Raw genomic sequence first — 25,728 nt, forward strand, 5'->3', positions numbered from 1 at the left:
GAAAAAACAGTTTTGCGTCAATTGTTTTTTCGCAGGCGTTCCGCGTGCCCCTGGGTAAGTGGTGGCGCTGCAAACAACGGACCGGACCCCGGCGAAAGCGATTCCTGCTTTTCAGGGTCATGGGAACGTCATATTGCGCTTCAAGCCGGCCGCCGCAAGCGCTGGCGTGAATGGGGCAGGGGATGTCGAAGAGCAACAACGTCTACAAGGACGCCTACAACAGGTGCCTCAGGCTGCTCGACGAAACGCGCAGCCTGCCGTCGGAACCGGAACTGGGCACGCTGCTCGGCGTCAGCCGCACCACCGTGCGCAGCATCCTGGCGCGCATGGAAGAAACCGGCCTGATCGCCTGGAACAAGCGCGCCAAGACGGTGCTGCGCGACCCGCGTCCCGAAGATTTCTTCCCCGAGGAAGAGACCGACACGCTGGCCGAGATCATCGAGCGGTCGTTCATGCGCAGGCTGCTCGCCGGCGGCGCCGAGGCCGGCATGCAGATCAACGAGCTCGAACTGGCGCGCGAGATCGGCGTCGGCACCACCAGCGTGCGCGAGTTCCTCATCCGCTTCTCGCGCTTCGGCCTGATCGAGAAGCGCCGCAACAGCCATTGGGTGCTGAAGGGCTTTACAAGGGCCTTCGCGCTCGAACTGACCGAAATCCGCGAGATGTTCGAGTTGCGCTCGGCTGCTGCCTTCGCCGCCTTGCCGCAGGACAGCCCGGTCTGGGCCGATCTCGACCGCCTGGAGAGCGAACATCGCCTGTTGGCCAGCGAGATCGCCACGCGCTTCAACGAGTTTTCGGAGCTGGACGAGCGCTTCCACCGGCTCATCCACCGTGCGTCGCGCAACCGTTTCATCGTCGATTTCTACGACGTCATAGCCATGATCTTCCATTATCACTACCAGTGGAACAAGGCGCAGGAGCGCGAGCGCAACGAAGTCGCGGTCGGCGAGCATCTCGCCTATATCGAGGCGCTCAAATCGCGCGACCTCGGCAAGGTCGATGCCGCTTGCCGAAAGCACCTGAAGTCGGCGCGCCAGACATTGCTGACCTCGATCCCGGAAAGCCGACCTTCACAAAAGTTCTGATCGCGCCGCGTTGCCGCAGCATCGAATTGGCGATTTTCCAGTCGCCGGTCGCGTGATAGGTATCCTTCCAGGAATTGCTCGAAGAGGCAGATGGTTTGAACAGGCAAGTCATTTGAGCAAGAAGGGGAGACGCTGGAGCATGCCGGTCGCGTTTGTCGCGGCCTATCTGCTGCTGCTCCAGTCGACGCTCGGGGCGTTCGCCTTCGGCACCGGCCCGAATGCTGCGCAGATCGACGCTTTCGGCAACGTCATCTGTACCCGCGATGGCGCCACCCAGCTTCCCGGCGGTGACCAGCACCCGTCGCATCTGCCGGCCTGCTGTACGCTTGGCTGCGGCATGTTTTCGTCGGCCTTTGCGCCGCCGCCCGATGCTGGGCTGGCCCTGGCCAGCCTTTCCTTTGAAACGGCCGCCTTCGTCTTTCCGGCGAGCACTCATCTCGACTTCGCGCGCGAACGCTCGCCGTCGAACCCGCGCGCACCGCCGCTGGTGGCCTGAGCCAGTTTGCCTGGCGGAACCTTTCGCAGGCACACCCATCCAACGACCGAAATAGCTCGCGACCGGCAACGGCGCGATCATCACTTCATGGAGCAACCATGTCCCATTTTTCCCCTATAGCGGCGGGCACTCTGTTCAGCCGTATTCTGTCCCGCTTCCAGGAGCATCTCGGCCCTGTCGCGCTGGCTCTGGCGATCATGTTCGTCGGCGCCCAGTCCGTTCTGGCACATGAGTTTAAGGTCGGCGATCTCGAAATCGGACATCCCTGGTCGCGCGCCACGCCGGCCGGCGCCAAAGTGGCCGGCGGCTACTTCACCATCACCAACAATGGCAGTACGCCGGACCGGCTCGTTTCGATTTCCTCCGACATCTCGGACAAGGCCGAATTGCATGAGATGGGCGTCAAGGACGGCGTCATGACCATGCGACCCGTTGTCGGCGGCCTGGAAATTCCGGCCGGTGGCAAGGTCGTTTTGGGTCCCGGCGGCTATCACGTGATGTTCATGGATTTGAAGCAGCCACCCAAGCAAGGCGAGATGTTCGCCGCCACGCTGACCTTCGAAAAGGCCGGGACGGTGACGGTCGAATTCGCCGTGCAAGCCATGGGCAGCGCGGCGCCTCAAGAAGACAACGATTGAACCGGCCATCGTATCAATCAGGATTCTAGAGGGACCATCATGAACAAGTATCTTTTGGCAGCCGGCGCGATCCTCGCGCTGGGGACAAGCGCCGCCTTCGCGCACATCACGCTCGAGACCCAGGAAGCGGCGGTCGGCTCGACCTACAAGGCAGTGCTGCGCGTGCCACATGGCTGCGACGGCAAGGCGACGACGGCCGTGCGCGCGCAGATTCCGGAAGGGGTGATCGCGGTGAAGCCGATACCGAAGCCGGGCTGGACGCTGCAGACCAAGAAGGGCAAATATGAAAAATCCTATCAGCTCTATGGTCAGGCGGTGACCGACGGCGTCAAGGAAGTCGACTGGAGCGGCGGCAATTTGCCGGATGAATTCTACGACGAGTTCGTCTTCCGCGCGACGCTGACGGCGGATCTGCCCGCCGGCCAGAAGCTCTATTTCCCGGTGGTGCAGGAATGCGACGGCGCTGCCGACCGCTGGATCGAGATCCCGGCGGCAGGGCAGGATGAAGACGCGCTGGAGAATCCGGCGCCCGGCATCAAGCTCTTGCCGAAGAAATAGTTTTTCTCCCTGGCGCGCTCTGCTTGCCAGAGCGCGCCGCATCCCGTGGCATGCATGACCGCAATACCTTCCCGAATGGTCGATACCACCAGCAAGCTCGCCGGCCGCATTGCCGGCGGGCTGCTGGCCCTGCTCATGGCGCTTGTCGTCATGGCATCGACAGATCAGGCCTTTGCCCATGCCGCGCTGATCAAGACCGACCCGTCCGACGGTGCCGTGCTGGCGCAGGCTCCGGCGCAGTTCTCGCTGACCTTCAGCGAGCCGGTCTCGCCGCTGGTGCTGACACTGGTGAAGCCCGATGGCACGCCTGTTGCGCTGACATCCTTCCGCCTCATCGACCAGACGGTCGAGATCGACAATCCGCAGGCGCTCAAATCCGGCACGCATGTGCTGAGCTGGCGCGTCATTTCCGCCGACGGCCATCCGGTCGGCGGCTCGCTGCTGTTTTCCATCGGCGCGCCAAGCGAACCGCCCGCCGTGTCCGAAGCCGTCGACTGGCCGCTGCGGTCGGCGATCTGGATCGGCAAGGTCTTTCTCTACATCGGCCTCTTCTTCGGGGTCGGTGGCGCCTTTGCGCTTGCCTGGCTGGGCGGCGACGGACGAGCAAGTCAACGCTTTGTCACGGCGGTGATGCTGTGCGGGCTGCTGGCGGCACCCTTGTCGCTCGGCTTTCAGGGTCTCGACGCGCTTGGGGCGCCGCTCTCCCATCTCGCGCAGCCGGTGATCTGGCGGACCGGGCTCGGCACCAGCTTCGGCTGGACGGTGCTGGTCGCCCTGATCGCGCTGGGGCTCGGTCTGCTGTCGCTGGCCGGACCGCGTGTACTCGCCAGGCCGTTTGCGCTTGCCGGCCTTGCCGGCGTCGGCGTTGCGCTTGCCGCCAGCGGCCACGCCAGTGCGGCCGAACCGCAATGGCTGACGCGGCCGATGGTGTTCGTGCATGGCATAGGCATCGCCTTCTGGGCCGGCGCACTGGTGCCGCTCGGTCTCGCGCTGAAGCGCCAAACAACTGATGCCGTCGCTTTCCTGCGCCGCTTCTCCTCGGCGATCCTGCCTGTCGTGGCGGTGCTTGCCGCGGCCGGCATCGTGCTGGCCGTCATCCAGGTGCAGACGCCCCCGGCGCTGGTCGGCACCGCCTATGGCCGGCTGCTGCTGGTCAAGCTCGCGCTGCTGGTCTTCCTGTTCACGCTGGCCGCCGTCAATCGCTGGAAACTCACCGCCGCGGCCGAGGCGGGAGCGACGGAGGTGCAGCGCAGGCTCACCCGCTCGATCGGCGTCGAAATGCTGATCGTGCTGGCGATCTTCGGCGTTGCCGCGGGCTGGCGCTTCACGCCGCCGCCGCGGGCGCTGGCGATCGCGGCGGCGCAGCCGGTTTCGGTCCATATCCACGCGCTGCAGGCGATGGCCGATCTCAGCATCACCCCCGGCCATGCCGGGCCGGTCGCCGCCTCGATGATCATCATGACAGGTGACTTCGGCCCGCTCGACGCCAAGGAAGTGACGCTGGTGCTGTCGAAGCCCGATTCCGGCATCGAGCCGCTGAAGCGTGCGGCGACCAAACCCGGCGACGGCAGCTGGCGTGTCGACAACCTCGTCATTCCGGTTCCCGGCCGCTGGACGGTGCGCATCGACATCCTCGTCTCGGATTTCGAGATGGTGAAGATCGAGGCGCCTGTCGACATCAGGCCGTAACCGACAAATGTGGTATCGTTGTCGAACGGTCTGCATCGTGCAACTGCAGCACAATTCGGCGAGGCGGTTGACGCGGCTCGAAAGGCTCGTCAATCATCTCGGGAAGAATGGGCATCCCCGCCAAATCGCGGGCTCCAACCAACAAGATCCGAAAGCAGGGAAGAAACGATGGAAAAAGCCGAAATCGGCCTGATCGGCCTTGGCACAATGGGCTCCAACCTGGCGCTCAACATCGCCGAACACGGGCACCGCATTGCCGTCTTCAACCGCACCCGGGCACGCACCGACGCCTTTGTCGAGAATGCCGGCGCGCTGAAGGATATGGTTGTTCCCTGCTACAGCCTGGAAGAACTTGCAGCCGCGATCCGGCCGCCGCGTCCGATCATCATCATGGTGCTGGCCGGCAAGCCGGTCGACGAACAGATCGAAGCCTTGCGCGGCGTGCTGTCGGCCAACGACATCGTCATCGATGCCGGCAATGCCAATTTCCGCGATACGATGCGGCGCTTCTCCGAACTGTCCGGCTCGGGCCTGACCTTTATCGGCATGGGCGTGTCCGGCGGCGAGGAGGGCGCACGCCACGGCCCGTCGATCATGGTCGGCGGCACGGAAGATAGCTGGAAGCGGGTCGAAAAGGTTCTGACCGCCATCTCCGCCAAGTTCAAGGACGAGCCCTGTGCCGCCTGGCTCGGCACCGATGGCGCTGGCCACTTCGTCAAGACCATCCACAACGGCATCGAATATGCCGATATGCAGATGATCGCCGAAATCTACGGTATCCTGCGCGATGGGTTGGGCATGGGGCCGAAAGAGATCGGCACGGTCTTTGAAAACTGGAACAAGGGCCGGCTCAATTCCTACCTGATCGAGATCACCGCCAAGGTGCTTGCCGCCGACGATCCGAAGACCGGCAAGCCGGTGGTCGACATCATCCTCGACCGCGCTGGCCAGAAGGGCACCGGCAAGTGGTCTGTCATCGAGGCGCAGCAGCTCGGCATTCCGGCGACCGCGATCGAGGCTGCGGTGGCGGCGCGCGTGCTGTCGTCTATCAAGGACGAGCGGCAGGCGGCGGAAAAGGCCTATGGCAATATCGGCGTGACGAAGATTTCCGGCGACAAGGATGCGCTGCTGAAAGACCTCGAACTGGCGCTGTTAGCCGGCAAGATCGCTGCTTACGCGCAGGGCTTCGCGGTGATGAGCGGCGCCTCGAAGGAGTTCAACTGGAACCTGCCGATGCCGACCATCGCCAGGATCTGGCGGGCGGGCTGCATCATCCGCTCGCAGATGCTGGATACGATGGCCGAGGCCTTCAGCAGTGGCGGCGCTTCGACCAACCTTTTGATGGCACCGGCTTTCATCAGCTTGATGCAGGAGGCGCATCCGTCGCTGCGGCGTATCGTGGCCAAGGCTTCCGAGGCCGGTGCGCCGGTGCCGGCGCTGTCTTCCGCGCTTGCCTATTTCGACAGCTACCGCCAGGGCCGCGGCACGTCGAACCTGATCCAGGCGCAGCGCGACTTCTTCGGTGCGCATGGCTTCGAACGCATCGGCGAGCAGGGCGCATTCCACGGCCCGTGGGGCAGCGGCGCTGCCGGCTAGTCCGTGGAGCGCTCGTAAGCCAGAACCTCGCTTGGCACGCTGAGACTTTGCAGCGAGCCGGGTGCTGCGCCGCCGATCCAGCCGAGCACGGAGCGGGCGAGCTCCGAGCCCGCCAGCCGGAAGTTCTCGTTGACGATCAGCAGTTCGGGCCGAAACAGATGCAAAAGGTCCGATGATTGCTTGGAGACGATATCGACGTCACGGCCAAGCTTGAGGCCCGCATCCTCAATGCCGGCGACGAGCGCGAGCGTCGCGGCCGCGCCGCTGCTGACAAAACCGTCCGGCCTGATGTCGCGGCGCATCAGCTGAGCGGTCCTTGTCCTGATCTGCTCGATCGAATGGTCGATCGATACGGTGCTGAACGGGATCTCGCTGGCGCCAACTTCGCTCAGCGCATCGGCAAAGCCGTTGACCGTATGGCTGTGGTAGGTCAGTCCGACCGGCGGCGACAATAGAGCCAGCCTGCGGCGGCCGGCACCGGCGAGGCGCCGCACCGCCTCCACAGCGAAGGCGTAGTTGTCGAAATCATGATAGGGGTGGACCAGCCCCATGTCGGTGCGGCCATGCGTGGCAAAAGGAATGCCGTGCTCCAGCATATAGCGGGCCCTGGCATCATTTGGCTGCGTGCGTGAAATGATGACGCCATCGGCGGAGCCGGTCTCGACCAGATAGCGTATGGGGTCGAGCGGATCCTGTGAGCGCGAATAGGGCGTGACGATCAGGTGATAGGGCGTGTCGGCGAGCACTTCCGAAACGCCGTAGATGATGTCCGAGACGAAGCTCATGATTTCGCGATCGGTGTTGAGTACCAAGCTAATGACATTGGTCCTGCCGGTGCGCAGGCGCACGCCGGCGCGGTTGGGCCGGTAACCGATCTGCTTGGCGACCAGCTGGACGCGGCGCCTGGTCTCGGCGCCGATCTCCGGAGCGTCCTTCAGGGCGCGCGATACGGTGGTGACGCCGAGCCCGGTCATGAAGGCAAGCGTCTTCAGCGTGGGCCGCTCCTTGGCCGACGTCTCGTCGTTCTTTTTCGTACGCCGTTTGTCCATTCGTCCCGCCCGTCAGGCGCATAGCAGTCGCAGGGCGGGTCGGCAATCGCCGCGATTTGCGGCGTCGCACAATTTCAAACCCGGCGAAGGCGGCAATATACTGAAACGTTACAGATTGCCAATCTCGATTGCCAGTTGGCGAATAGGCAGGCGAACACGTGGTCGTGATTTCTCTTGGGAATACAAGGCGAAGCGTCCTTCCAGCGCTCATTTTGCCGGCTTCCGTGGCTGAACTGTTTGTTTTGCGCTGCGATTGCTCATATTGCGGCGCACAACGAGATGACCGATGACGTATTTTATTCGCGACTCGAAAAAATATCGGACGGGCCACCTGCCCAGGGTTGCGTCGTCCCTTCAATTGCCTTATCCAAAATCTGTAACGTTTCAGATTCTGGGAGGAACCGAAATGCGATACAGGATTTTGACCGCTGCGCTGGCAGCATCGGCCGCGCTGCAGTTTGCCGGCCCGGCCAGGGCCGCGGACCTGGAAGTCATCCACTGGTGGACATCGAAGGGCGAGTCGGCGGCGGTCTCGCAGTTCGCTAAGGCCTTCGACAATGACGGCCATGGCGACAAGTGGGTGGACAGCGCGATTGCTCTGGGCGAAACCGCTCGCTCGACCGTCATGCAGCGCGTGCTCGGCGGCGACCCGCCCGGTGCTGCCCAGTTCAATCCCGGTCGGCAGTACGAGGAACTGATCTCGGGCGGCAAGCTGCTCGACCTCACCGACGTCGCGACCGCCGGCAAGTGGGATCAGGTCATTCGCCCGAAGGCGATCGGCAGTGCCTGTCTCGTCGACGGTCACTGGTGGTGCGTTCCGGTCAACATTCACTCGAACTACTGGGCCTGGTACTCCAAGCCGGTGTTCGAGAAAGCCGGCGTGCCGGAGCCGAAGAACCTGGCCGATTTCATCGCCGCCGCGCCGAAGATCAAGGCGGCAGGCCTCATTCCCTTCGCCATCGGTGGCGACGGAAATGGCTGGCAGATCCAGTTGCTCTTCCAGGACATGGTCACCGAGGCTCTCGGTGTCGCCAAGCGTGACGAGATGTACACCAAGAAGAGCGCCGAAATTGCCGGCGGCCCGGAGATGAAAGGCGTCTTCACCCAGTTGAGGGCGCTGAAGCAGTTCACCGACAATGGCTACGCCAACCGCAACTGGAACGACACCACCAATCTGGTGATCACCGGCAAGGCCGGACTTCAGGTGATGGGCGACTGGGCGCGCGGCGAATTCGCGGCCGCCGGCATGACCGGCGTCAAGGATTTCGGCTGCATGATCGGCCTGAACGAGGCCAAGCCGGTGGTCAGCACCGACGGCGACATCATCGTTTTCTTCAAGCAGAACAATCCGGATGTCGAGGCAGCGCAGAAGCGTCTTGCCGCACTGCTCATCAGCCCGGAGGTTCAGGTCGCCTTCAACAACGCCAAGGGGTCCATGCCCGTGCGTGGTGATGTCGACATGTCGGCGGCCGACCCGTGCATGCAGAAGTCGCTGAAAGCGGTAGAAGACCCGGCCAACATCGTCACCGCGACCAACCGATTCATCACCGAGAACACCAACCAGCAGCTCAATGAACTCGTCGCGCAATTCTTTGCCGATGATACCATGACAGCTGACGACGCCACCGCGAAGTTTGCCACCATCATCGGAAATTCCGACTAGGAGCCGGTCAGCACCCGAGGCGCCGCTAGTGCTGCGGCGTCTCGGTCCCATCTCGGTTCGCCAAGCAAAAAGCCTTTGTCGGCGGGCTGACAATCGCAGGATCGGAAGCCGCGGCGGTCCGGAAGGGCGACTTTCGCGTCGGCAGACAATCCCGGCGTGTCGGTAGAAGTGGAGAAAGACGGACGATGCAGAGGAGCTGGAGACACAGATTTCACCTGCCCGCCGTCATCGGGACGATACCGATGATTCTCGTTGCCGTCGGCGTGTTCGTGATCGGCATCGGCTTCTCGGTGCTCTGGTCTTTCACCAGTTCCAAGCTCTTCCCCGCCTATGATTTCGTCGGCCTGGCGCAGTACAGGCGCCTTTGGGCCGATAGCCGCTGGCTCGTCTCGGTCAACAACATCTGGTTCTTCGGCCTGATGTCCATCACCTGCAACATGGTGTTCGGCTATCTGCTTGCCGTTTTCATGGACCAGCGCATTCGCCAGGAAGACCTGTTCCGCTCGATCTTCCTCTATCCTTTCGCCATGTCGCTTATCGTCACCGGCCTCGTCTGGCAGTGGGTGCTCGATCCCAATCTCGGCCTGCAGGAGGCAATGCGCAATCTGGGCTGGTCGAGCTTCAGCTTCGCCCCCCTGGTTGACGCCAACACCGCGATCTACGCGCTCGTCGTGGCGGGCATCTGGCAGGGCTCGGGCGTGACGATGGCGATCCTGCTTGCCGGGCTGCGCGGCGTTGACGAGGAGATCTGGAAAGCGGCGAGGGTCGACGGCATCCCGACGTGGCGCACGCATGTTTCCATCGTGGCGCCGATGATGAAGGGTGCCTTCGCTACCGCCTTCGTCCTGCAATGTGTCGGCGTGGTGCGGGTCTACGACCTGGTCATTGCCATGACCGGCGGTGGTCCCGGCATCGCCACGTCGATGCCGGCGGTCTACGTCATCCAGCTCATCACAGTGCGCCAGAACGTCGGCCAGGGCATGGCGGCGGCAACGATGATGCTGCTGCCGGTGCTGGTCGTGCTGGCTTTCGGCGGACTTGTCTTGTGGCGGCGAAATCGCCAACGGGAAGCAGCCGTATGACCGCGGGCGTGATCACCACTCAAGAGCAGACGGATCAGGCGGGCTTCGCGCCCTTCGGGCCGAAACCACGGCGGACATCGGCCGGTCGCATCGGCCTTTATGCCTTCCTGGTCGTTGCGGCGCTCTTCTTCCTCATTCCCGTCTACATCATGATCGTCACGTCGCTGAAGGGGATGCCGGAGATCAGGCTTGGACATCTTTTCAGCCTTCCGCTCGAGCCGACCTTTCAGCCCTGGGCCGACGCCTGGCTGCATGCCTGCACCGGCCGCGACTGCAACGGGCTCAGCCCCGGCTTCTACAATTCGGTGAAGATCACCGTGCCGAGCGTGATCATCTCGATCATCTGCGCGTCGATCAACGGCTATGCGCTGACCTTCTGGCCGTACAAGGGCGCCAATCTGCTCTTCGGCTTGCTCGTCTTCGGTGCCTTCGTGCCTTATCAGGTGGTGATCTATCCCCTGATCATCGGCCTGAGCTCGGTCGGGCTGTTCGCGACCCTTCCCGGCATCATCATCATTCACACGATCTTCGGCATGCCCATCCTGACGCTGCTGTTCCGCAATTTCTATGCGGCCCTGCCGGTCGAGCTGTTCAAGGCAGCGCGGGTCGACGGGGCGGGGTTCTGGCGCATCTTCTTCTCCATCATGCTGCCGATGTCAGTGCCGATCACCGTCGTCGCCGTCATCCTGCAAGTCACCGGCATCTGGAACGACTTCCTGTTCGGCATCGTGTTTGCCGGGCGATCCAACTGGCCGATGACGGTGCAGCTCAACAACATCGTCAACACCACGACCGGCGTGCGGGAGTACAATGTCAACATGGCAGCCACCATTCTGACGGCGGCGGTACCTCTGATCATCTACTTCATCTCGGGAAGATGGTTCGTGCGCGGCATCGCCGCCGGCGCGGTGAAAGGCTGATGGATATGGCGCAAAACGGTACCAGCGTATCGATCCAGGACCTGTCGCTGAATTTCGGCGCGGTGACGGTGCTGAAGACGCTCAATCTCGATGTCGCCGAGGGCGAGTTCATCGTGCTTTTGGGTCCTTCTGGTTGCGGCAAGTCGACCTTGCTCAACTGCGTCGCCGGCCTGCTCGACGTGTCCGAAGGCCGCATCTTCATCAAGGGCAAGAACGTCACCTGGGAAGAACCGAAGGACCGGGGCATCGGCATGGTGTTCCAGTCCTACGCGCTCTATCCGCAGATGACGGTTGAAAAGAACCTGTCCTTCGGCCTGCGCGTCGCAGGCCTGCCCAAAGACGAAATCGCCAAACGCATTGCGCGCGCCGCGGAGATCCTGCAGATCGAGCCGCTGCTGCAACGCAAGCCCTCGGCCCTTTCCGGCGGCCAGCGCCAGCGCGTGGCGATCGGGCGGGCGCTGGTGCGCGATGTCGACGTCTTCCTGTTCGATGAGCCGCTGTCCAATCTCCACGCCAAATTGCGCTCGGAACTGCGTGTCGAGATCAAGCTTTTGCACCGCAAATTGCAGAACACCATGATCTACGTCACCCACGACCAGATCGAGGCGATGACCCTTGCCGACCGCATCGCGGTGATGAAGGGCGGCGTCATCCAGCAGCTCGACGCGCCGCAGACCATCTACAACCGTCCGGTCAACCGTTTCGTCGCCGGCTTCCTCGGCTCGCCGGCGATGAATTTCATCGACGGCAGGCTGGAGAAGGACAAGGGCGACTGGTACTTCACCGTCGAGGATGTGCGGATCCCGCTCGCGACCTATACATTCGAGAAGGAACCGACACCGGGGCCGGCCGTGTTCGGCATGCGCCCCGAGCACGTCGCCTTCAACAGCGGCGCCGGCTGGCCGTTTACGGCCGACGCAAATGTCGAAGTCGTCGAACCCATGGGCTCCGATACGCTGGTCTGGCTGAAGCTCGGCAAGCAGAATTTCACCGTCCGGGTGACATCGGAGCGCACGCCGAAAAATGCGGACGCGGTGAGCATCGGCTTCGACCCGATGCGGGCCTCGCTGTTCGATGCCCAAACCGGCAACCGCCTTTAACTTCTCCCAAGATCCATCCCCCAAGAGATCCATCCCCAAGCAGAACGGACAAAGACGATGAACTGGTCATTCCAACTCTACAGCGCCCGTAATTTCCAGCCCTGGACCGGCGTACTCGAGATGCTCGGCAAGGTCGGCTACACGCAAGTCGAAGGCTTCGGCGGCGTCTATGACGATCCCAAGGCCTTCCGTGCCGAACTCGACAAGAACGGTCTTTCGATGCCGACCGGGCATTTCTCCATCGATGCGCTGGAGAAGGATTTCGACGGCGTGCGCAGAACAGCCGAAGCGCTCGGCATCAAGCTTCTGATCTGCCCCTATCTGATGGCCGAGGACAGGCCGTCCGACGCGGCCGGCTGGCGTGGCTTCGGTGAGCGTCTGGCCAAGGTCGGCGAAGCCGCAGGGAAGGCCGGTTATGGCTTTGCCTGGCACAACCATGATTTCGAGTTCAAGGCACTCGCCGACGGCTCGGTGCCGCAGGATCACATCCTGTCTGCCGCCCCCGCTATCGGCTGGGAGATGGACCTCGCCTGGGTGGTGCGCGGCGGCGCCGATCCGCTGCCCTGGATCGAAAAGCACGGCAAGCGCATCGTCGCCGTACATGTGAAGGACATTGCAAAGCCCGGCGAAGGACTGGACGAAGATGGCTGGTCGGATGTCGGCCACGGCACGATCGACTGGGCAGGCCTGATCAAACTGTTGCGGGCCAAGAGCGCGACAAAATACTTTGTCATGGAACAGGACAACCCCAACGACATCGAGCGCTTCGCCCGCCGCTCGATCGCATCCGTCAAGGCTTACTAGGAACAATCATCATGGCAAAGAAACTGGGTATTGGCGTCATCGGCTGCGGCAACATCTCGAAGGCGTATTTCTCGCTGGCGCCGCTGTTTCGCGGCATCGAGATGCGCGCCTGCGCCGACATCAACATGGACGCGGCCAGGGCGCGGGCGAAGGAGTTCAAGCTGCGCGCCGAGACCGTCGAGGACCTGCTCAAGGCCGACGACATCGACATCATCGTCAATCTGACCATACCGGCGGTGCATTACGAGGTGTCGAAACGCGTGCTCGACGCCGGCAAGCACGTCTATTCGGAAAAGCCGTTCGTGCTCTCGCTCAAGGAGGGCCAGGACCTCAAGGCGCGGGCCGAGAAGAAGGGGCTGCGCATCGGCTCGGCGCCCGACACCTTCCTCGGCGGCGCGCACCAGTTGGTGCGTGAGCTGATCGACGAGGGCAAGCTCGGCAAGATCACCAGCGGCACCTGCCATGTCATGGGCCACGGCATGGAGCACTGGCACCCCAATCCGGATTTCTTCTTCCAGCCGGGCGCCGGACCGGTGCTCGATATCGGGCCTTACTACATCACCAATCTGATCCAGCTGATCGGGCCGGTGAAGCAGGTGGCGGCTTTCGCGACAACCCCGGCCAAGGAGCGGACGATTTCATCGAAACCGCGCGCGGGCGAAAAAATCCCGGTCAACACGCCGACCACCATCCATGGCGTGCTGGAATTCGAGAATGGCGCCGTGGTGACGCTCAACACCAGCTGGGATGTCTGGGCCCATGGCCATGCGCCGATGGAGCTCTATGGCGAGGCGGGCACGGTGTTTGTGCCGGATCCGAACTTCTTCGGCGGCGACGTGCGCTTCACCGAGGAGGGCAAGCCGGTCAAGAAGCTGCCGAAATGGAAGCATCCGCTTGGCGTTCCCAATGAGATGCACGGCCAGGGCATGATGGCCAATTACCGCACGTCAGGTCTCGCCGACATGGCGCTGGCGATCGTCGAAGGGCGGCCGCATCGTTGTTCGATGGAACTGGCGTTGCATGCCGTCGATGTCATGACCGGCATCCTGCGCTCCGGCGAGACGGGAAAATTCGTCGCCATGCAAACCACTTGCGAGCGGCCGGCTGCCCTTGGCGTCAAGGCGGCCAAGGAGTTGCTGGCGAAGAACAAGTAGGCAGCAAGGATTATCGATAATTTTGGTTACCCCTCTCCCCGTTTGCTCGGGGAGAGGCTAAAGGGTGGGGCGCTGGGCTTGGTCATTGCGCACGCAATTGCCGTGCCCGTCCGTTTTCAGATCCGAGGATTTCCCCATGCCCTATGTCGCCGCCGAAAACCGCTATGAGAAAATGATCTACAACCGCTGTGGGCGGTCCGGCCTCAAGCTGCCGGCGATCTCGCTCGGCCTGTGGCACAATTTCGGCAATGACACGCCGCACAAGACCAAGCAGGCGATCGCCCGCAAGGCGTTCGATCTCGGCATCACGCATTTCGACCTCGCCAACAATTACGGGCCGCCGCCCGGCTCGGCCGAGACCGCTTTCGGCGAAATCCTGCGCACCGATTTCGCCGGATATCGCGATGAGCTGATCATCTCGACCAAGGCCGGTTACGAGATGTGGGCCGGACCCTATGGCGAATGGGGCGGGCGCAAATACATGCTGGCCAGCCTCGACCAGAGCCTGAAGCGGATGGGGCTCGACTATGTCGACATCTTCTATTCACACCGCTTCGATCCCGACACGCCGCTGGAAGAAACCATGGGCGCGCTCGACCATGCGGTGCGCTCGGGCAAGGCGCTCTATGCCGGCATCTCGTCCTACAATTCGCAGCGCACCCGCGAGGCCGCCGATATATTGAAGCAGCTCGGCACGCCGTGCGTCATCCACCAGCCGAGCTATTCAATGCTGAACCGCTGGGTCGAGGAAGACGGCCTGCTCGACACGCTGGAAGGGCTCGGCGTCGGCTCGATCGTGTTCTCGCCGCTGGCGCAAGGCATGCTGACCGACAAATATCTCGGTGGCATCCCTGAAGGCAGCCGCGCCTCGCAGGGCAAGTCGCTGAAGTCGGCCTTCATCAACGACCGCACCATCGCCAACATCAAGGCGCTCAACGCCATTGCCGGCAAACGCGGCCAGACGCTGGCACAGATGGCTCTGGCCTGGGTGCTGCGCAAGGGCAAGGTGACGTCGGCGCTGATCGGCGCCAGCCGGCCTGAGCAGGTCGAGGACTGCGTCGGCGCGCTGAAGGTGCTCGACTTCAGCGATGCCGAATTGGCGGAGATCGATAGTTACGCGCGCGAATCCGACATCAATCTGTGGGCGGCCTCGGCCGAGCGCAAAGGCCCGCCGAGGAAATAGGGTTGTCGGACAAGCCGGCAAACAGAAACGGCGGGACATCTCCCGCCGTTTTCATATGAAAGCAAATGCCGGCCTCAGGGCGTCTTCGGCTTCTGGGCGGTGCCCAGCCCGGCTTTCGGCTTTTCCGGCGCGGGAGCAGGGGTCTTCATCTTCGCTTCGATCCAGCCGCCGTAGTTGGCCAGCCGCGTGTAGATGCCATAGGCGTCCTTGTGGCCGCAGGCCGCACTGCCGTCGGCCGGCCCTTCGCCCCAGCTGACGACGCCGACTTGGACCGGGCCGTCGGCGCCGGTGATGAACAGCGGGCCGCCGCTGTCGCCATTGCAGGCATCACGCACGCCGCTGGTCGTGCCGGCGCAGATCATGTTGCCGGTCAGCGGGTCGGTCATGTCGGCGGCGATCGCGTTGGCGGCGGCATCGATGCCCTTTTCCGAATAGCGCATCCTGTGGGACAGATCGCCAAGCGCTGCCTTCAAATCATGCGCGTAGATGGCCTTGATGCCGCTGTTGCAGGCGCTGTTGGGCTGCAGATCGAGATCCGCGACCATCAGCGTCGTCGGGAACGTCCCGTCCTGCATCTTGCCCCAGCCAGTGACGGTGGTCTTGCCGGTGTCGGGGGTCGCATCGTGGGTGAGCTTGATGGTCGGTGCATCGGCCGGCTCGGCAAGGCGGAGCAGGCCAAGGTCGTTGTCGAGCGTTTGCTCGCTGTAGCCCTCATTGACGATGACTTGCAGCACCTTGTGGCGCTTGCCTTCGCTGAGGTCGGTGGCGCCGGTCAGCACGGTGACCGCATCAGGCGAGATCGGCTTGCCTTTGTCGTTGAGGCAGTGCGCCGCCGTCAGCACCCATTGCGGCGCGATCAGGCTGCCGCCGCAGAATTGCGCATTGGCCTGCGAGGCCGGGTTCTCGTCCAGCCTGGCGGTGGTGAGCAGCGCGACCTGGAACGGATAGGCGCCCTTTTCGGCCTGGTTGCCGCCATAGACCCGATCGGCGCCGTCGGGGTTCTCCGCCGCTGCCTTGGCCCTGGCCTCGGTCACCCGCTGCATCGGCGAGACCGCCGCTTCTGGCCTTGCGGTGGCTTCGTCCGCACGGCCGGAGTTGATTGATACAAAGGCAGCGGCAATGCCAAGCAGCGATGCGGCAACGATTGGCCGGAACCGATTTGTGATGTCCACCTGAACCTCCTGAGACAATTCTCCCGCGCAGATCGACGCCGGGCATTGTGCAAGGAGGTGTTGCCGGTTCAGCGATCCGCACGCGTGCCGTATCGAAACGGCGCGCGATCGGTCACAAAACCGCATCCCACTTTTGCTAACCGTGCCCGCGAGTAGAACCCGCACAAAATCCTATAGCCCCCCACGGGCTACGTGGAAGCGATTTGTCATTGCCAATCTTGGATTATTTTAGGCAGTATGTCGCGATAGGGTCTTTTGGCGGGGGCTTAGATTGACCGTGGCAAACAACCATCCGGTACGTGCGGCGATAGCCTTACCCATTTTTTCGGCACCACCACGATCTCGACAATATTTCTGTATTTTGATCCAGTCCTTGCTGACTTTTGGGAGAGTCTCACCATGACAAAACTGACAAACGTTATGATAGCGTCCGCATTGCTTTCCACCGCAATTTGGACGGTCCCGGTTTTCGCCGCCGACCCTGGTTCCGCCAGTGCCGGTAATGGCGAAAGCATGCGGGATGTATCTTCAGGCGACTTCAAGGCCGGTCGGGCAAAACCGATCACGACACCGAAGCTTACCGATGAAGACAGCCGCGCCGCGCCGCTCACCGACGAGAAGACGGCTGTCAAATCCTATGGCATCGTCGGACGGTCCGCCGATGGCAAGGTGATCAAGATCGAGCCGAGCGAAGCGCTGCGCGAGCTCATCATCAAGGAACTGAATGCGCCGGCCAATGGAGCTGAAGGTGGCCCGCGCAAGACCGAGGATCCCGGGCTCGGCGAAGGCGAAGCCGGCCGCCAGGTTTTCGGCACCGACGATCGCGAGCAGGTCAAGAACACCAAGACCTATCCGTTCTCGGCAATCGGCTATCTCGAAGCCAAATCGGCGAAGACAGGCAGCTATGGCAGCTGCTCGGCAACGCTGATCGGCCCGCGCACGGTGCTCACCGCGGCGCACTGCCTCTACAGCCATGAAGACAAGGACTGGCTCACTGAGTATCTGTTCGTGCCGGGCCTCAATGGCAGCACCGCCGACGATGCCCCGTTCGGTGCCTTCACCTATGAAAGCGCCTATGTGCTGCAGGGCTTCATCGACAACTACCAGGGCTATTACGGCTCGGTCATCCCGTGGGACCTGGGCATCATCACGCTGAAGCAGGATGTCGGCACCAACCTCGGCTGGCTGGGCTACGCCAACTATGACGATCTTGGCGACTTCACCGCCAACCTCGTCGGCTATCCCGGCGACAAGCCGATGGGTACGATGTGGAAGACAAGCTGCGAGGTGAAAGCCGAGAACATCGCTCCGGAATATTTCCAGTATGACTGCGATACGTTCCCGGGGTCGAGCGGCAGCTCGGTCTATGCCTATGACAACAGCTCCAAGCAGCGCATCATCACCGGCGTCAACGTGGCGGAAAGCCCCGAGGCGAACACCGCCGTGCGCCTGAACGCCGCCAACGTCCAGTGGATCAACAGCCTGTACAAATAACCCTCGTACGCGCAGTTACAAAAAAGGCGGCGGAGCAATCCCGCCGCCTTTTTCGTGCCGATCCTTCCGCACGGCTTCCCTTGCACGAGGCAGGCGCCCCGACTACGCTTGGCTCGCCAAAAGGAGGCGAGGCATCCAAGGGGTCAAGGGATGGCGCGGGCAAGGGCAGTATCCGGGATCGCGGCCGCATCGATGCTGGCCACGCTGATGCTTTCACCGGCTTTTGCCGATCCCGCCCCTGTCGGCGGCGCCTGGGCGGAGCGCGTGCAGATCCTCTATCAGGCCGACACACGCTCGGTGCTGCGCAGGACCGTGCGCGCCTGGGATTTCCATCCGGAAAAGAACCTCGACTTCGTCTGGGAGCCGGCGGCGGGCCAGTCGCCTGACAAGACGATTGCCGAGGATGGCACGATCAATGGCAAGGGCAGGCTGGTGTGGCGGGTGCGCGGCTCGGCGAGCTATGACCCGAAGACCGTCTATTCCAGCTATTTCGGCGATGTCAGGAACGGCCGGCCCGACGGGCAAGGCCGGCTCGAACTGCGTTCGGGCGAGGTTTTCGACGGCCATTGGCTTGGCGGAGAACTCAATGGCAAGGGCATCCATATCGATGCCGACGGCAACCGCTATGAAGGTCAGTTCGTCGCCGGCGTCCCGAATGGCGAGGGCCGGTTGCTGTCGAAGACAGGAGAGATCTTTGCCGGCTCTTTTGTCGGTGGGTTGAAGAATGGCAAGGGCACCACGCGGCTCGCCGGCGGCACCGTCTATGAATCGCAATGGGTGATGGGCAAGGAGGTCGGCGGATCGCGTCCCGACGTGCTGGCCGATGCCAGGGTCGGCGGCCTGCTCAAGGCGCAGGCCGGCGGCGGCGATGCCGACAAGGTCGAGATCGGCGTCATCGTCGACCAGCGCATGACCCAGCAGGCCGACATGAAATACCAGCATCTGGTGCGCGACGAGGATGTTGCGATCTATCCGGAAGACAACCTTTACAACGACGCCTGGAATGGCACCGGACAGGTCAACACCACCAATGTCTATGAAGGTCCGGACTGGGAAAACACGCCGGCCTTTGCCGAGGTCGACCTGAAGACGACGGACGAGTCCAGGGTCAAGCTCGACAGCCTGGAAATGAAGGTCGCTGCCAGCGACGCCTACCGCAAGCCGATGCTGTCGATCTCTGAGCATTTCGGCTGCATCGGCTTCCGGCCGGATTTCTCGATCATCAACAGCGGCTGGGGCGACGCCAAGGACATGAAGATGTCGATCCAGTTCACCACGGTGGACGAGGAGGGCAAGCCGACCGGCCAGCCAAGCCGCATGTTCAACAAGGATATTGGGGATTTCGGCGAGGGTGTCGACGTGTCGATCAAGAGCGTGCTCGACGAGGCCGGCGTCGACACGGCGAGCCTGGAAACGGGGCGTTTCCCCTGTCCTTCGGTCGACAGTCTCAATGTCTGCCGTAGCCAGCTCACCAACAAGATCAAATTCGGCGAGGTTGGCGACTATCTCGGCAATTTCAACCAGGCCATGACGCTGAATGCGATCGGCAAGTTCGACTATTCCTGGGCCGACGATCAGGGCAACGTCTACCAGCAGAGCGAGCCCTTCCGTGCCCAGATGACCATGGCGGTCTTCGAGACCCCTGAATCGATGGCCGAATGCGGCGATGGCGGTGGCGGCAGTCCGGAAGCGATGCGCTACCAGAACATCGAATTCCCGATCGGCAAGCACGATTACACCATTGCCATGCCGGTGCGCGGCAACAAGAACGTCAGCGCCTATACGGCGCGGCTGAAAATGTGGTCATCGATGTCGTCGATCCACAGTTTCAGCATCGCCGCGCACTTTGCCGACGGCAGCGTGCGCGAGAGCAAGCCGGTGACCTTCTTCTATTTCCGGCCGAAGCAGTCGCTGTTCGAGACCAAGACCGAACCGGCGGCGTGCTATCTGCCGCGCCAGATGGCGGGCTGCGGCTAGGGTGTATTGATATTCAGGCGATGCCGGCCTGACCTGAATCTCAACACACCCTGGGAAGCGCCTATTTGCGGCCCATCTCGAAATAGTTGGGCAGCGGGATCAGCCGGGTGAAGATCGTGCCCTGGGCGAAGACGCGCAGCTCCAGCATCGATCCGGACGAGCGCTCAGCGCTCTGGTCGAACAGGAAATTGCCGAGCGAATAGACCTCCGCCACATCGCCGCCGGCAAGCGGGACGATCGCCTCGCTCGACACATGCGGATGGCCGCCGACAATGGCCGAGACGCCGCGCAGCCGCATCTCATCGGCCAGCATGTCTTCGCGCGCCGAAGGTTCTGTTCTGTACTCGCGGCCCCAATGGACGAAGGCGACCACCGGCCGCTGCGCATTTTCATGCAGCAGCCGGTCGAGCAGAGCAGGGGTCAACAGGTCGGTGTTCTTCGAGCCGTTGGTGTCGATGTCGGTCAGGCCGACAAGATCGAGATCGGCAAGCGCCAATGTCTCGCCCTGGCCGAAATGCGCGATGCCGGCCTCGTCCAGCGCGTGCAGCGTCTCGGCATAGCCAGAGGGGCCGAGATCATAGGCATGATTGTTGGCGAGGCTGACGCCGGCGACATGCAGCCGCTTCAGCATGCTGGCGGCGAGGTCTTCCGGCATGGCCAGCGTCATGTCGTCGATCGCTTCCGGCACGTTGGGCAGGATGACGCCTTCGAGATTGACGATCAGCGGCCGCGATCCGGTCAGCGCCAGGATGCTGTCGACGATCTTGTCAGCAACGCCGTCGCGAACCAGGATCTTCTTCATGGCGCGGCCGAAATTCACGTCACCGGCGAGATAGTAGATCCTGTCCTTTGGCCGTGCCGGGTTGTTGAAGCCGGGACCGAAGGCGCCGAACAGCGCCACCACATAACTGGTGGTGCGCTCGACATAATCCGACGTGTGTTCCTGCGAGTTCTCGTTGGCGACCACCAGCGGCTGAGCGCCGAACAATTCCCGCTGCAGCCTGGTCTGGATGTAGAGCGCGTCGACGGAATCGGCGTGATCGGGTTGGCGCAACCCCGCTATACTGTCGAGCGATCCGGCGGCCAGCATGTTCAGCGTCTGCTGGTCGAAGCGCCGCGCATCGTGCTGCGGCAGGTAGTGCGAAAAGTCGGTGGATTCGACGATCAGCGTGTCCTGATCGACGATGGCTTTCAGCGCTTCGGCCAGCCTGTCCCAGTCGCCGCGCTTCGCCTTCACCGACATCGCCACCGGCACGATTTTCGCCTCGGGGAAATAATGGTGCAGGAACGGCAGCATGGCACGCACGCCATGCTCCTTGTCGAACAGGCAGGATTCCTCGACCATGTCGCTGTGTGCTTCGAGAAGGCGCACGGCATCGCTGTCGGCAGCCACCGGGCCAAGCACGGTGTCGAAGCCGCGCAGCGTGGTGGCGTACAGTTTGTGCGTCTTGTGGAAATGGTCCGGCGACAGGATGACGATGCGCTTGTAGCGGAAGCCCGATGCTGCCCGGAAGCCGAGTGCCACGAGGTCGGCGGCCAAGAGATGATGCGGCACGGTGATGCCGGTCAGCCGCTGGTTGGAAGGCTGGACATCGGTGACGTTTGCGATGGCGTTCTTGAACAGAGTGGCGTCGTCGTAGAAGGGCGGGAAGTTTTCGGTGCCGGGTGGGCACACGATGGGCGCGGCGAAGGTGGGGAGGGGAAACAAGGTGAGGAGAGTGATTGCAAAGATCAGCGGAATGCCGGTCTGCGCCCAGGCACCCCCCTCTGTCCTGCCGGACATCTCCCCCGCAAGGGGGGAGATTAGCAGCTTCCGCCTCGTAACCCGTCTTGCAACATTGAAGATTGGCGAAAGCAGCAATAACAGCCGATCTCCCCCCTTGCGGGGGAGATGTCCGGCAGGACAGAGGGGGGTGCCTTGGCGCAGCCCCCTCACGGCTCGGCCAACACGATGTTCTCCACGCCGCCGACATAATAGAACGGCTTCTGCTTCGACGCGGTCAGCCGCACCACTTCGCGCGAAATGAAATCGGCGAGCCCGAACAGCGTGACGCCGCCATCGGAAGTCCGGGCCTTTCCACGCAAACCTTCGAGGATCGAATAGGTGAAGACGCCGTGGCCGAGTTCCGGCAATTCGGCGGCGGTGTTGTTGGCGGCGGTGGCTGAAAAGACCACGATGCGTGCGTCCTGCGCGTCCTTTTCCAGGCGCGGATTGAAGGCGTTGGCGGCATGGCAGGTGTCGAGCAGCATGAAGCGCATGCCCTTGGCCCGCTCGACCGATTTCTGGATATCACCCCAGTCGACAAGCGACGAACGCTTCCAGCGATCGGCATCCTGTTTGCGGCCATCGGTCGGGATGAAATAGTAGTCCTCGTCGATGTTGATGCCATGGCCGGCGACGAAGATGATGGTGGTGTCGTGCTCGCCGGGTCTGTCGAGGAAATCGGCAAGCTGGTCGTCGATCGTGTGCGAGTCCGGCTCCATGATGTTGTCGGCGCTGGCGACGGTGTATGTCTGCTTGGCCTTGTCGGGGCTTTCGTCGAGCGCTTCGCGGTTGACCAGAACCAGCGTCTCCATCGAGGAGAACAACGGCGCCGACTTCTGTGCGATCACTTTGAGGAATTCGGTGGCGTCGTCGACGGGGTAGCGCAAATCGCAGGCGTGACCGGAACAGGCGTCGGTCAGGAACGGATATTTGTCGACGCCGATCACCGCGACATAGAGCTTGCCCTTGGCCTCGGCCTTTTCGGTCTTCCTCGCCAGCGCCGTCACGCTGCGCTCGGTCAGATAGCCATATTCATTGGTGCCGGTGATGCGGATGGTGTTTTCGCCATTCTCGACCGGCACTTCGACGACGGTCTTGTTGCCGTCCGCCGAACGCGTGGTGACGTCGCCGACATTGCGGCTGTTCGACAGGATCGAGAAGCCGGCGACATCGGTGCCGGCTTCCTTAGCGCCTGTGATCTCGACGGCGACATAACCGTCGCGCACCTTGCTCTGGTCGTCGGCCAGCCGGATGCCGAATTCCGGCGGCTTGCGCTGCAGTAGCTTCTGCAGCTCGTCGTCGACGCCCGGCCGCATCTCGTTCACCGCCTGTTTGGCACTGCGCAGGATGATGGCGCGGCGCACCATTTCCGGGCTCCAGAGATATTTCTTCAGCTGGCCGGCGCGGATGAAGCGGCCTTCATGGTCGCGGCCCTGGTTGACCTGCCAGCCGATCAGCTTGTCGCCCTCGTCGGAGGAATAATAGTAGCCCTGCGGCATCCAGGCGATCCATTGCGAGCCGGCAAAGAACATCGACACGATCAGCTCGTGCGTCTTCAGGTTCCACAGCCTCACTGTCTGGTCGGCGCTGCCGGTGACCAGCAGGCCGGCCTTCTGCGAGGCGACCATGGCGTTGATCTCGCCGGTATGGCCGGTGAATTCGCCGGAAACCCTGGCGGTCGCGGCCTTGTATTCCAGCAGCGTGCCGTCATTGCCGCCGGTGATCAGCCCAAGCCCGTTGTCGATCAGCGTGAAGGCCGAATGGACAAAGCCGCTGGTGGCATCGTTCTCGATCGAGCGTACCACCTTGCCGCCATTGGCGATTTCCAGCACCGCGTTTTCCAGTGCGTCCTTGCCGCCTTGAGTGGCGTGCAGCGACCACTCGCCATCGGTCAGCGCGGCGCGGGCAAACGAGTCCGGCTCCGTCAGCGGTTGCGGATCCTCGAAGAACCGCTCGGTCGTGGGCAGCTCCAGCCTCTTGTCCAGCGCACCCATCTGTGCCGGGCAAGCCACGCGCTCGGGGCAGGGGTTGGCATTTCCCCAGGCGATGATGCCGTTTGCAGCGTCGATGCCGATGGCGGTCACCGGCTCTCCCACCCCCTGCAGCAAGGCCTTGCGTTCGCCGGTCGCCGGGTCCCAGACCTGGATGGCGTTGCGCGTGCCGCCGGCGGTCGCCACCAGCGAGCCGTCGGCATTGGCGGCGCTGGCATAGACCGTGCCGTCATGGCCGGCATAATCGAGCAGCTTCTCGCCGCTGTCGGTGTTCCAGACGATGGAACGGTTCTTGTCGGCGCAGCGATAGCCGCAGGACGCGACCAGAAGCGATCCCTTGGCGAAGGTCAGCGCGCCGATGAGAAAATCCTGCTTCGGCATGGCGCGCACCAGCGTGCCGTCGGCCGCGCGCCAGAGCTGCACCTGGCCGTCCTTGCTGCCGGTGGCAAATAGGCTGCCGTCCTGCGAGATCGCCAGCGCCAGGACGCTGATGTCCCGCAATGGTTCGGCCTCTGCCGGCAAGGCGATCTCCTCGCCCTTGGCGACATCCCAGAGCCGGATGCCGTTGTCGGTTGTTGTTGCAGCCAGCCGGGTTCCTGCAGCGGCGAAGGCCAGCTTGTCGATGTGCCAGGAATCGGCGTCGAGTTTCTTGTCCAGAGTCCAGCCTGACGTGGCCTTGTCGTCCTGTTTCCACAAATAGACGACGCCATCGGCACCGCCGGCGGCAAGCGTCTTTCCATCGGGAGAAAAGGCGAGGTCATAGGTCGCGTAGTCAGCGGCCTTGAGCACGGCCTTGATCTTGCCGGTGGCGAAATCGAACAGCCTGATGTCGCCATAGGGCGGCTTGTCGCCGAGGCTGGCGCCGAAATAGCCGCCGGCCGCAATCGCCTTGCCATCCGGCGAAACCGCAACCGCGAAGATCTTGCCGTCGCTGCCATTGCCGAGATAGCCGCGTATGGTGCGCAGCGTCACGCCGCTCTGCCAGTCCCAGATGCGGATGGTCTTGTCGTCGGATGCCGAGACAACGTCCTCGCCGTCGGGGGTGAAGGCCAGGTCGGCGATCCGGGCGGTATGGCCGCCGGTGTCGAGATCGAGATGGAAATCCGGGGCATCCTCGGCGCGGGCGAACGAGGCCGTGACCAAAGCTCCAGCCATGGCCAGCCACCTGCAGGCACGCATGAGGCGGACGCTGACCCGGGCTTTTCCCATCGCTATTTGGCTTCGGCCGGTGGCCCGTTGCGCACATAGGCTTCGATCGCCGTGGCGAAGGTGGGTGAACCGGCCTTGCGCTGCTTGTCGACATAGCCGGCAAAATAACTCCAGAATGAGATGGCGTAGTCGCGGAAATAGGCGTCGGTGACCTTGCGCGAACACAGATCGCCATCGACGCAGAAGGACAGGCGGTTGAGGAAATAGACGATGCGGTCGAAATTCTCGCTGAAATCGGCAAGCGGCATGTCGCCACCGGAGGCGGTCATCGCCTCGATGCCGATGCGCTGCCGGAAAACCTGTTCCTCGGTCGGCGAGGGATTGGCGCTGAGCAGATTGTCGTATTTGGCATTGAGGGCTGAGAGACGATCCTTGAGCGCCCGTTGCGCCTGCTGGTAGTCCTTGGTTTCCCAGAGCTCGACCAACGACATCGTCTGCTCGACACGCTTCTGCTCCTGGTTGGCGAGGAACTGGTAGACCGAGAATGCCAGGGTGAAGATGATGGCGAAACGCACCAGCATGCCCGACCAGGCATAGACGAGCATGCGCCAGTCGCGATCGGTGAAGGGATTGCTCTCCTTCTTGATCTCATGGCTGCTCGGCCAGGGGAAACCTTCCGTGGTTTCGGGCAGCGTCTGCTTGGCCGCCGGCGCGTTGGCTAGCGCGGCCACCGGTGTCTGCTTTGTCGTGCCCCCCGGCTTCTTCATTTGCAGTTGTCCAGTTCGATGGTGGCGGAGGGATCAAGCACGATGCCCGGCGTCTCCAGCTGCTTCTTCAGGCACTGCAGTTGCGGGCGCGAAACCATGAACTGCACGTCCGGTTCCGCAGGCGCCTTTGTCGGTGACGGTAATGCCTCGACGATGCCGCGCGAGGCGCAACTCGAAAGATCGACCACCACCGCGTCACTGCTGGTTTTAGCGAATTGGTCGTACTGATCGAGAAAACAGGTCGCCAGTTCCGAGTTGGTGACGATCTGCTTGACGCACAGGCCGCAAGCGTCCTCTGCCGACGCGTTGGCGATCAGCAACAGACCGCCGGCAAGTCCGGCAATCGTTCCGCGCCAGGAAAATAAAGGCTTCTTCACAATCGATCCTATCTGCTTC

Annotated in this window: 21 protein-coding genes; 15 read left to right on the plus strand and 6 right to left on the minus strand. The window is 62.8% G+C overall.

The features are described 5' to 3' along the window. The first annotated feature begins 182 nt into the window (after positions 1-182). From DBIPINDM_RS23425 to gndA, 6 genes are all read left to right on the plus strand, one after another. The gene (locus DBIPINDM_RS23425) at positions 183-1,085 is read left to right on the plus strand and encodes a GntR family transcriptional regulator (RefSeq protein ID WP_258581440.1); all 903 of its coding nucleotides are present in this window, start codon (positions 183-185) and stop codon (positions 1,083-1,085) included. A gap of 139 nt (positions 1,086-1,224) precedes the next feature. Continuing rightward, positions 1,225-1,581, plus strand: a complete 357-nt coding sequence (locus tag DBIPINDM_RS23430) for a DUF2946 family protein (protein ID WP_258581441.1) — start codon at positions 1,225-1,227, stop codon at positions 1,579-1,581. A gap of 98 nt (positions 1,582-1,679) precedes the next feature. Continuing rightward, complete coding sequence (locus DBIPINDM_RS23435) at positions 1,680-2,219, plus strand: copper chaperone PCu(A)C (protein ID WP_258581442.1); 540 nt, start codon at positions 1,680-1,682, stop codon at positions 2,217-2,219. 39 nt (positions 2,220-2,258) lie between these two features. After that, positions 2,259-2,777, plus strand: a complete 519-nt coding sequence (locus DBIPINDM_RS23440) for a YcnI family protein (RefSeq protein WP_258581443.1) — start codon at positions 2,259-2,261, stop codon at positions 2,775-2,777. A gap of 75 nt (positions 2,778-2,852) precedes the next feature. Further along, a complete protein-coding gene (locus tag DBIPINDM_RS23445; protein ID WP_258581444.1) occupies positions 2,853-4,466 on the plus strand; it encodes a copper resistance CopC/CopD family protein in 1,614 nt (537 codons plus the stop codon). Positions 4,467-4,634: 168 nt separating this feature from the next. After that, positions 4,635-6,062: an NADP-dependent phosphogluconate dehydrogenase gene (gndA, locus tag DBIPINDM_RS23450; protein WP_258581445.1), complete on the plus strand. Its 1,428-nt coding sequence runs from the start codon at positions 4,635-4,637 to the stop codon at positions 6,060-6,062. On the opposite strand, the gene DBIPINDM_RS23455 is transcribed toward gndA, so the two are convergent. Continuing rightward, positions 6,059-7,111, minus strand: a complete 1,053-nt coding sequence (locus tag DBIPINDM_RS23455) for a LacI family DNA-binding transcriptional regulator (protein ID WP_258581446.1) — start codon at positions 7,109-7,111, stop codon at positions 6,059-6,061. The genes gndA and DBIPINDM_RS23455 overlap by 4 nt on opposite strands. A gap of 406 nt (positions 7,112-7,517) precedes the next feature. Here DBIPINDM_RS23455 and DBIPINDM_RS23460 point away from each other — a divergent pair, with 406 nt between their 5' ends. From DBIPINDM_RS23460 to mgrA, 7 genes are all read left to right on the plus strand, one after another. Further along, entirely contained in the window at positions 7,518-8,774 is a 1,257-nt protein-coding gene (locus DBIPINDM_RS23460) for an ABC transporter substrate-binding protein (RefSeq protein WP_258581447.1), read from the plus strand. Between the two features lie 185 nt (positions 8,775-8,959). After that, positions 8,960-9,856, plus strand: a complete 897-nt coding sequence (locus DBIPINDM_RS23465; RefSeq protein WP_258581448.1) for a carbohydrate ABC transporter permease — start codon at positions 8,960-8,962, stop codon at positions 9,854-9,856. Then, positions 9,853-10,776 carry a carbohydrate ABC transporter permease gene (locus tag DBIPINDM_RS23470; RefSeq protein WP_258581449.1) on the plus strand — a complete coding sequence of 308 codons (924 nt, stop codon included), beginning with the start codon at positions 9,853-9,855 and terminating at the stop codon, positions 10,774-10,776. Before DBIPINDM_RS23465 ends, DBIPINDM_RS23470 begins: the two co-directional genes overlap by 4 nt. Beyond that, complete coding sequence (locus DBIPINDM_RS23475; protein WP_318036896.1) at positions 10,776-11,876, plus strand: sn-glycerol-3-phosphate ABC transporter ATP-binding protein UgpC; 1,101 nt, start codon at positions 10,776-10,778, stop codon at positions 11,874-11,876. Before DBIPINDM_RS23470 ends, DBIPINDM_RS23475 begins: the two co-directional genes overlap by 1 nt. A 57-nt stretch (positions 11,877-11,933) precedes the next feature. Next, a complete protein-coding gene (locus tag DBIPINDM_RS23480) occupies positions 11,934-12,680 on the plus strand; it encodes a sugar phosphate isomerase/epimerase family protein (RefSeq protein ID WP_258581450.1) in 747 nt (248 codons plus the stop codon). A gap of 11 nt (positions 12,681-12,691) precedes the next feature. After that, positions 12,692-13,834 (plus strand): Gfo/Idh/MocA family protein, encoded by a 1,143-nt coding sequence (locus DBIPINDM_RS23485; protein ID WP_258581451.1) that lies wholly within the window; start codon positions 12,692-12,694, stop codon positions 13,832-13,834. Positions 13,835-13,970: 136 nt separating this feature from the next. Continuing rightward, positions 13,971-15,017, plus strand: coding sequence for an L-glyceraldehyde 3-phosphate reductase (gene mgrA / locus DBIPINDM_RS23490; RefSeq protein ID WP_258581452.1), 1,047 nt, complete (start codon positions 13,971-13,973; stop codon positions 15,015-15,017). A gap of 74 nt (positions 15,018-15,091) precedes the next feature. Here the strand turns inward: mgrA and DBIPINDM_RS23495 are convergent, their stop codons facing one another. After that, entirely contained in the window at positions 15,092-16,189 is a 1,098-nt protein-coding gene (locus DBIPINDM_RS23495) for a S1 family serine peptidase (protein WP_258581453.1), read from the minus strand. 513 nt (positions 16,190-16,702) lie between these two features. Between DBIPINDM_RS23495 and DBIPINDM_RS23500 the strand changes: the two genes are divergently transcribed. Both DBIPINDM_RS23500 and DBIPINDM_RS23505 read left to right on the plus strand, forming a co-directional pair. Further along, positions 16,703-17,683 (plus strand): trypsin-like serine peptidase, encoded by a 981-nt coding sequence (locus DBIPINDM_RS23500; protein WP_258581454.1) that lies wholly within the window; start codon positions 16,703-16,705, stop codon positions 17,681-17,683. Between the two features lie 150 nt (positions 17,684-17,833). Further along, positions 17,834-19,660, plus strand: a complete 1,827-nt coding sequence (locus DBIPINDM_RS23505) for an MORN repeat-containing protein (RefSeq protein ID WP_258581455.1) — start codon at positions 17,834-17,836, stop codon at positions 19,658-19,660. Positions 19,661-19,721: 61 nt separating this feature from the next. Here the strand turns inward: DBIPINDM_RS23505 and amrB are convergent, their stop codons facing one another. The 4 genes from amrB to DBIPINDM_RS23525 form a co-directional block, all read right to left on the minus strand. Further along, positions 19,722-21,443, minus strand: coding sequence for an AmmeMemoRadiSam system protein B (amrB, locus tag DBIPINDM_RS23510; protein ID WP_258581456.1), 1,722 nt, complete (start codon positions 21,441-21,443; stop codon positions 19,722-19,724). 149 nt (positions 21,444-21,592) lie between these two features. Next, positions 21,593-24,571 carry a caspase family protein gene (locus tag DBIPINDM_RS23515; RefSeq protein ID WP_258581457.1) on the minus strand — a complete coding sequence of 993 codons (2,979 nt, stop codon included), beginning with the start codon at positions 24,569-24,571 and terminating at the stop codon, positions 21,593-21,595. A 56-nt stretch (positions 24,572-24,627) separates the two neighbouring features. Beyond that, positions 24,628-25,332, minus strand: coding sequence for a hypothetical protein (locus tag DBIPINDM_RS23520; RefSeq protein WP_258581458.1), 705 nt, complete (start codon positions 25,330-25,332; stop codon positions 24,628-24,630). Beyond that, positions 25,329-25,652: a hypothetical protein gene (locus tag DBIPINDM_RS23525; RefSeq protein ID WP_258581459.1), complete on the minus strand. Its 324-nt coding sequence runs from the start codon at positions 25,650-25,652 to the stop codon at positions 25,329-25,331. The genes DBIPINDM_RS23520 and DBIPINDM_RS23525 overlap by 4 nt, the downstream gene beginning before the upstream one ends. Positions 25,653-25,728 lie beyond the last annotated feature (76 nt).

This window comes from Mesorhizobium sp. AR02, from assembly GCF_024746835.1.
Lineage (GTDB): Bacteria > Pseudomonadota > Alphaproteobacteria > Rhizobiales > Rhizobiaceae > Mesorhizobium.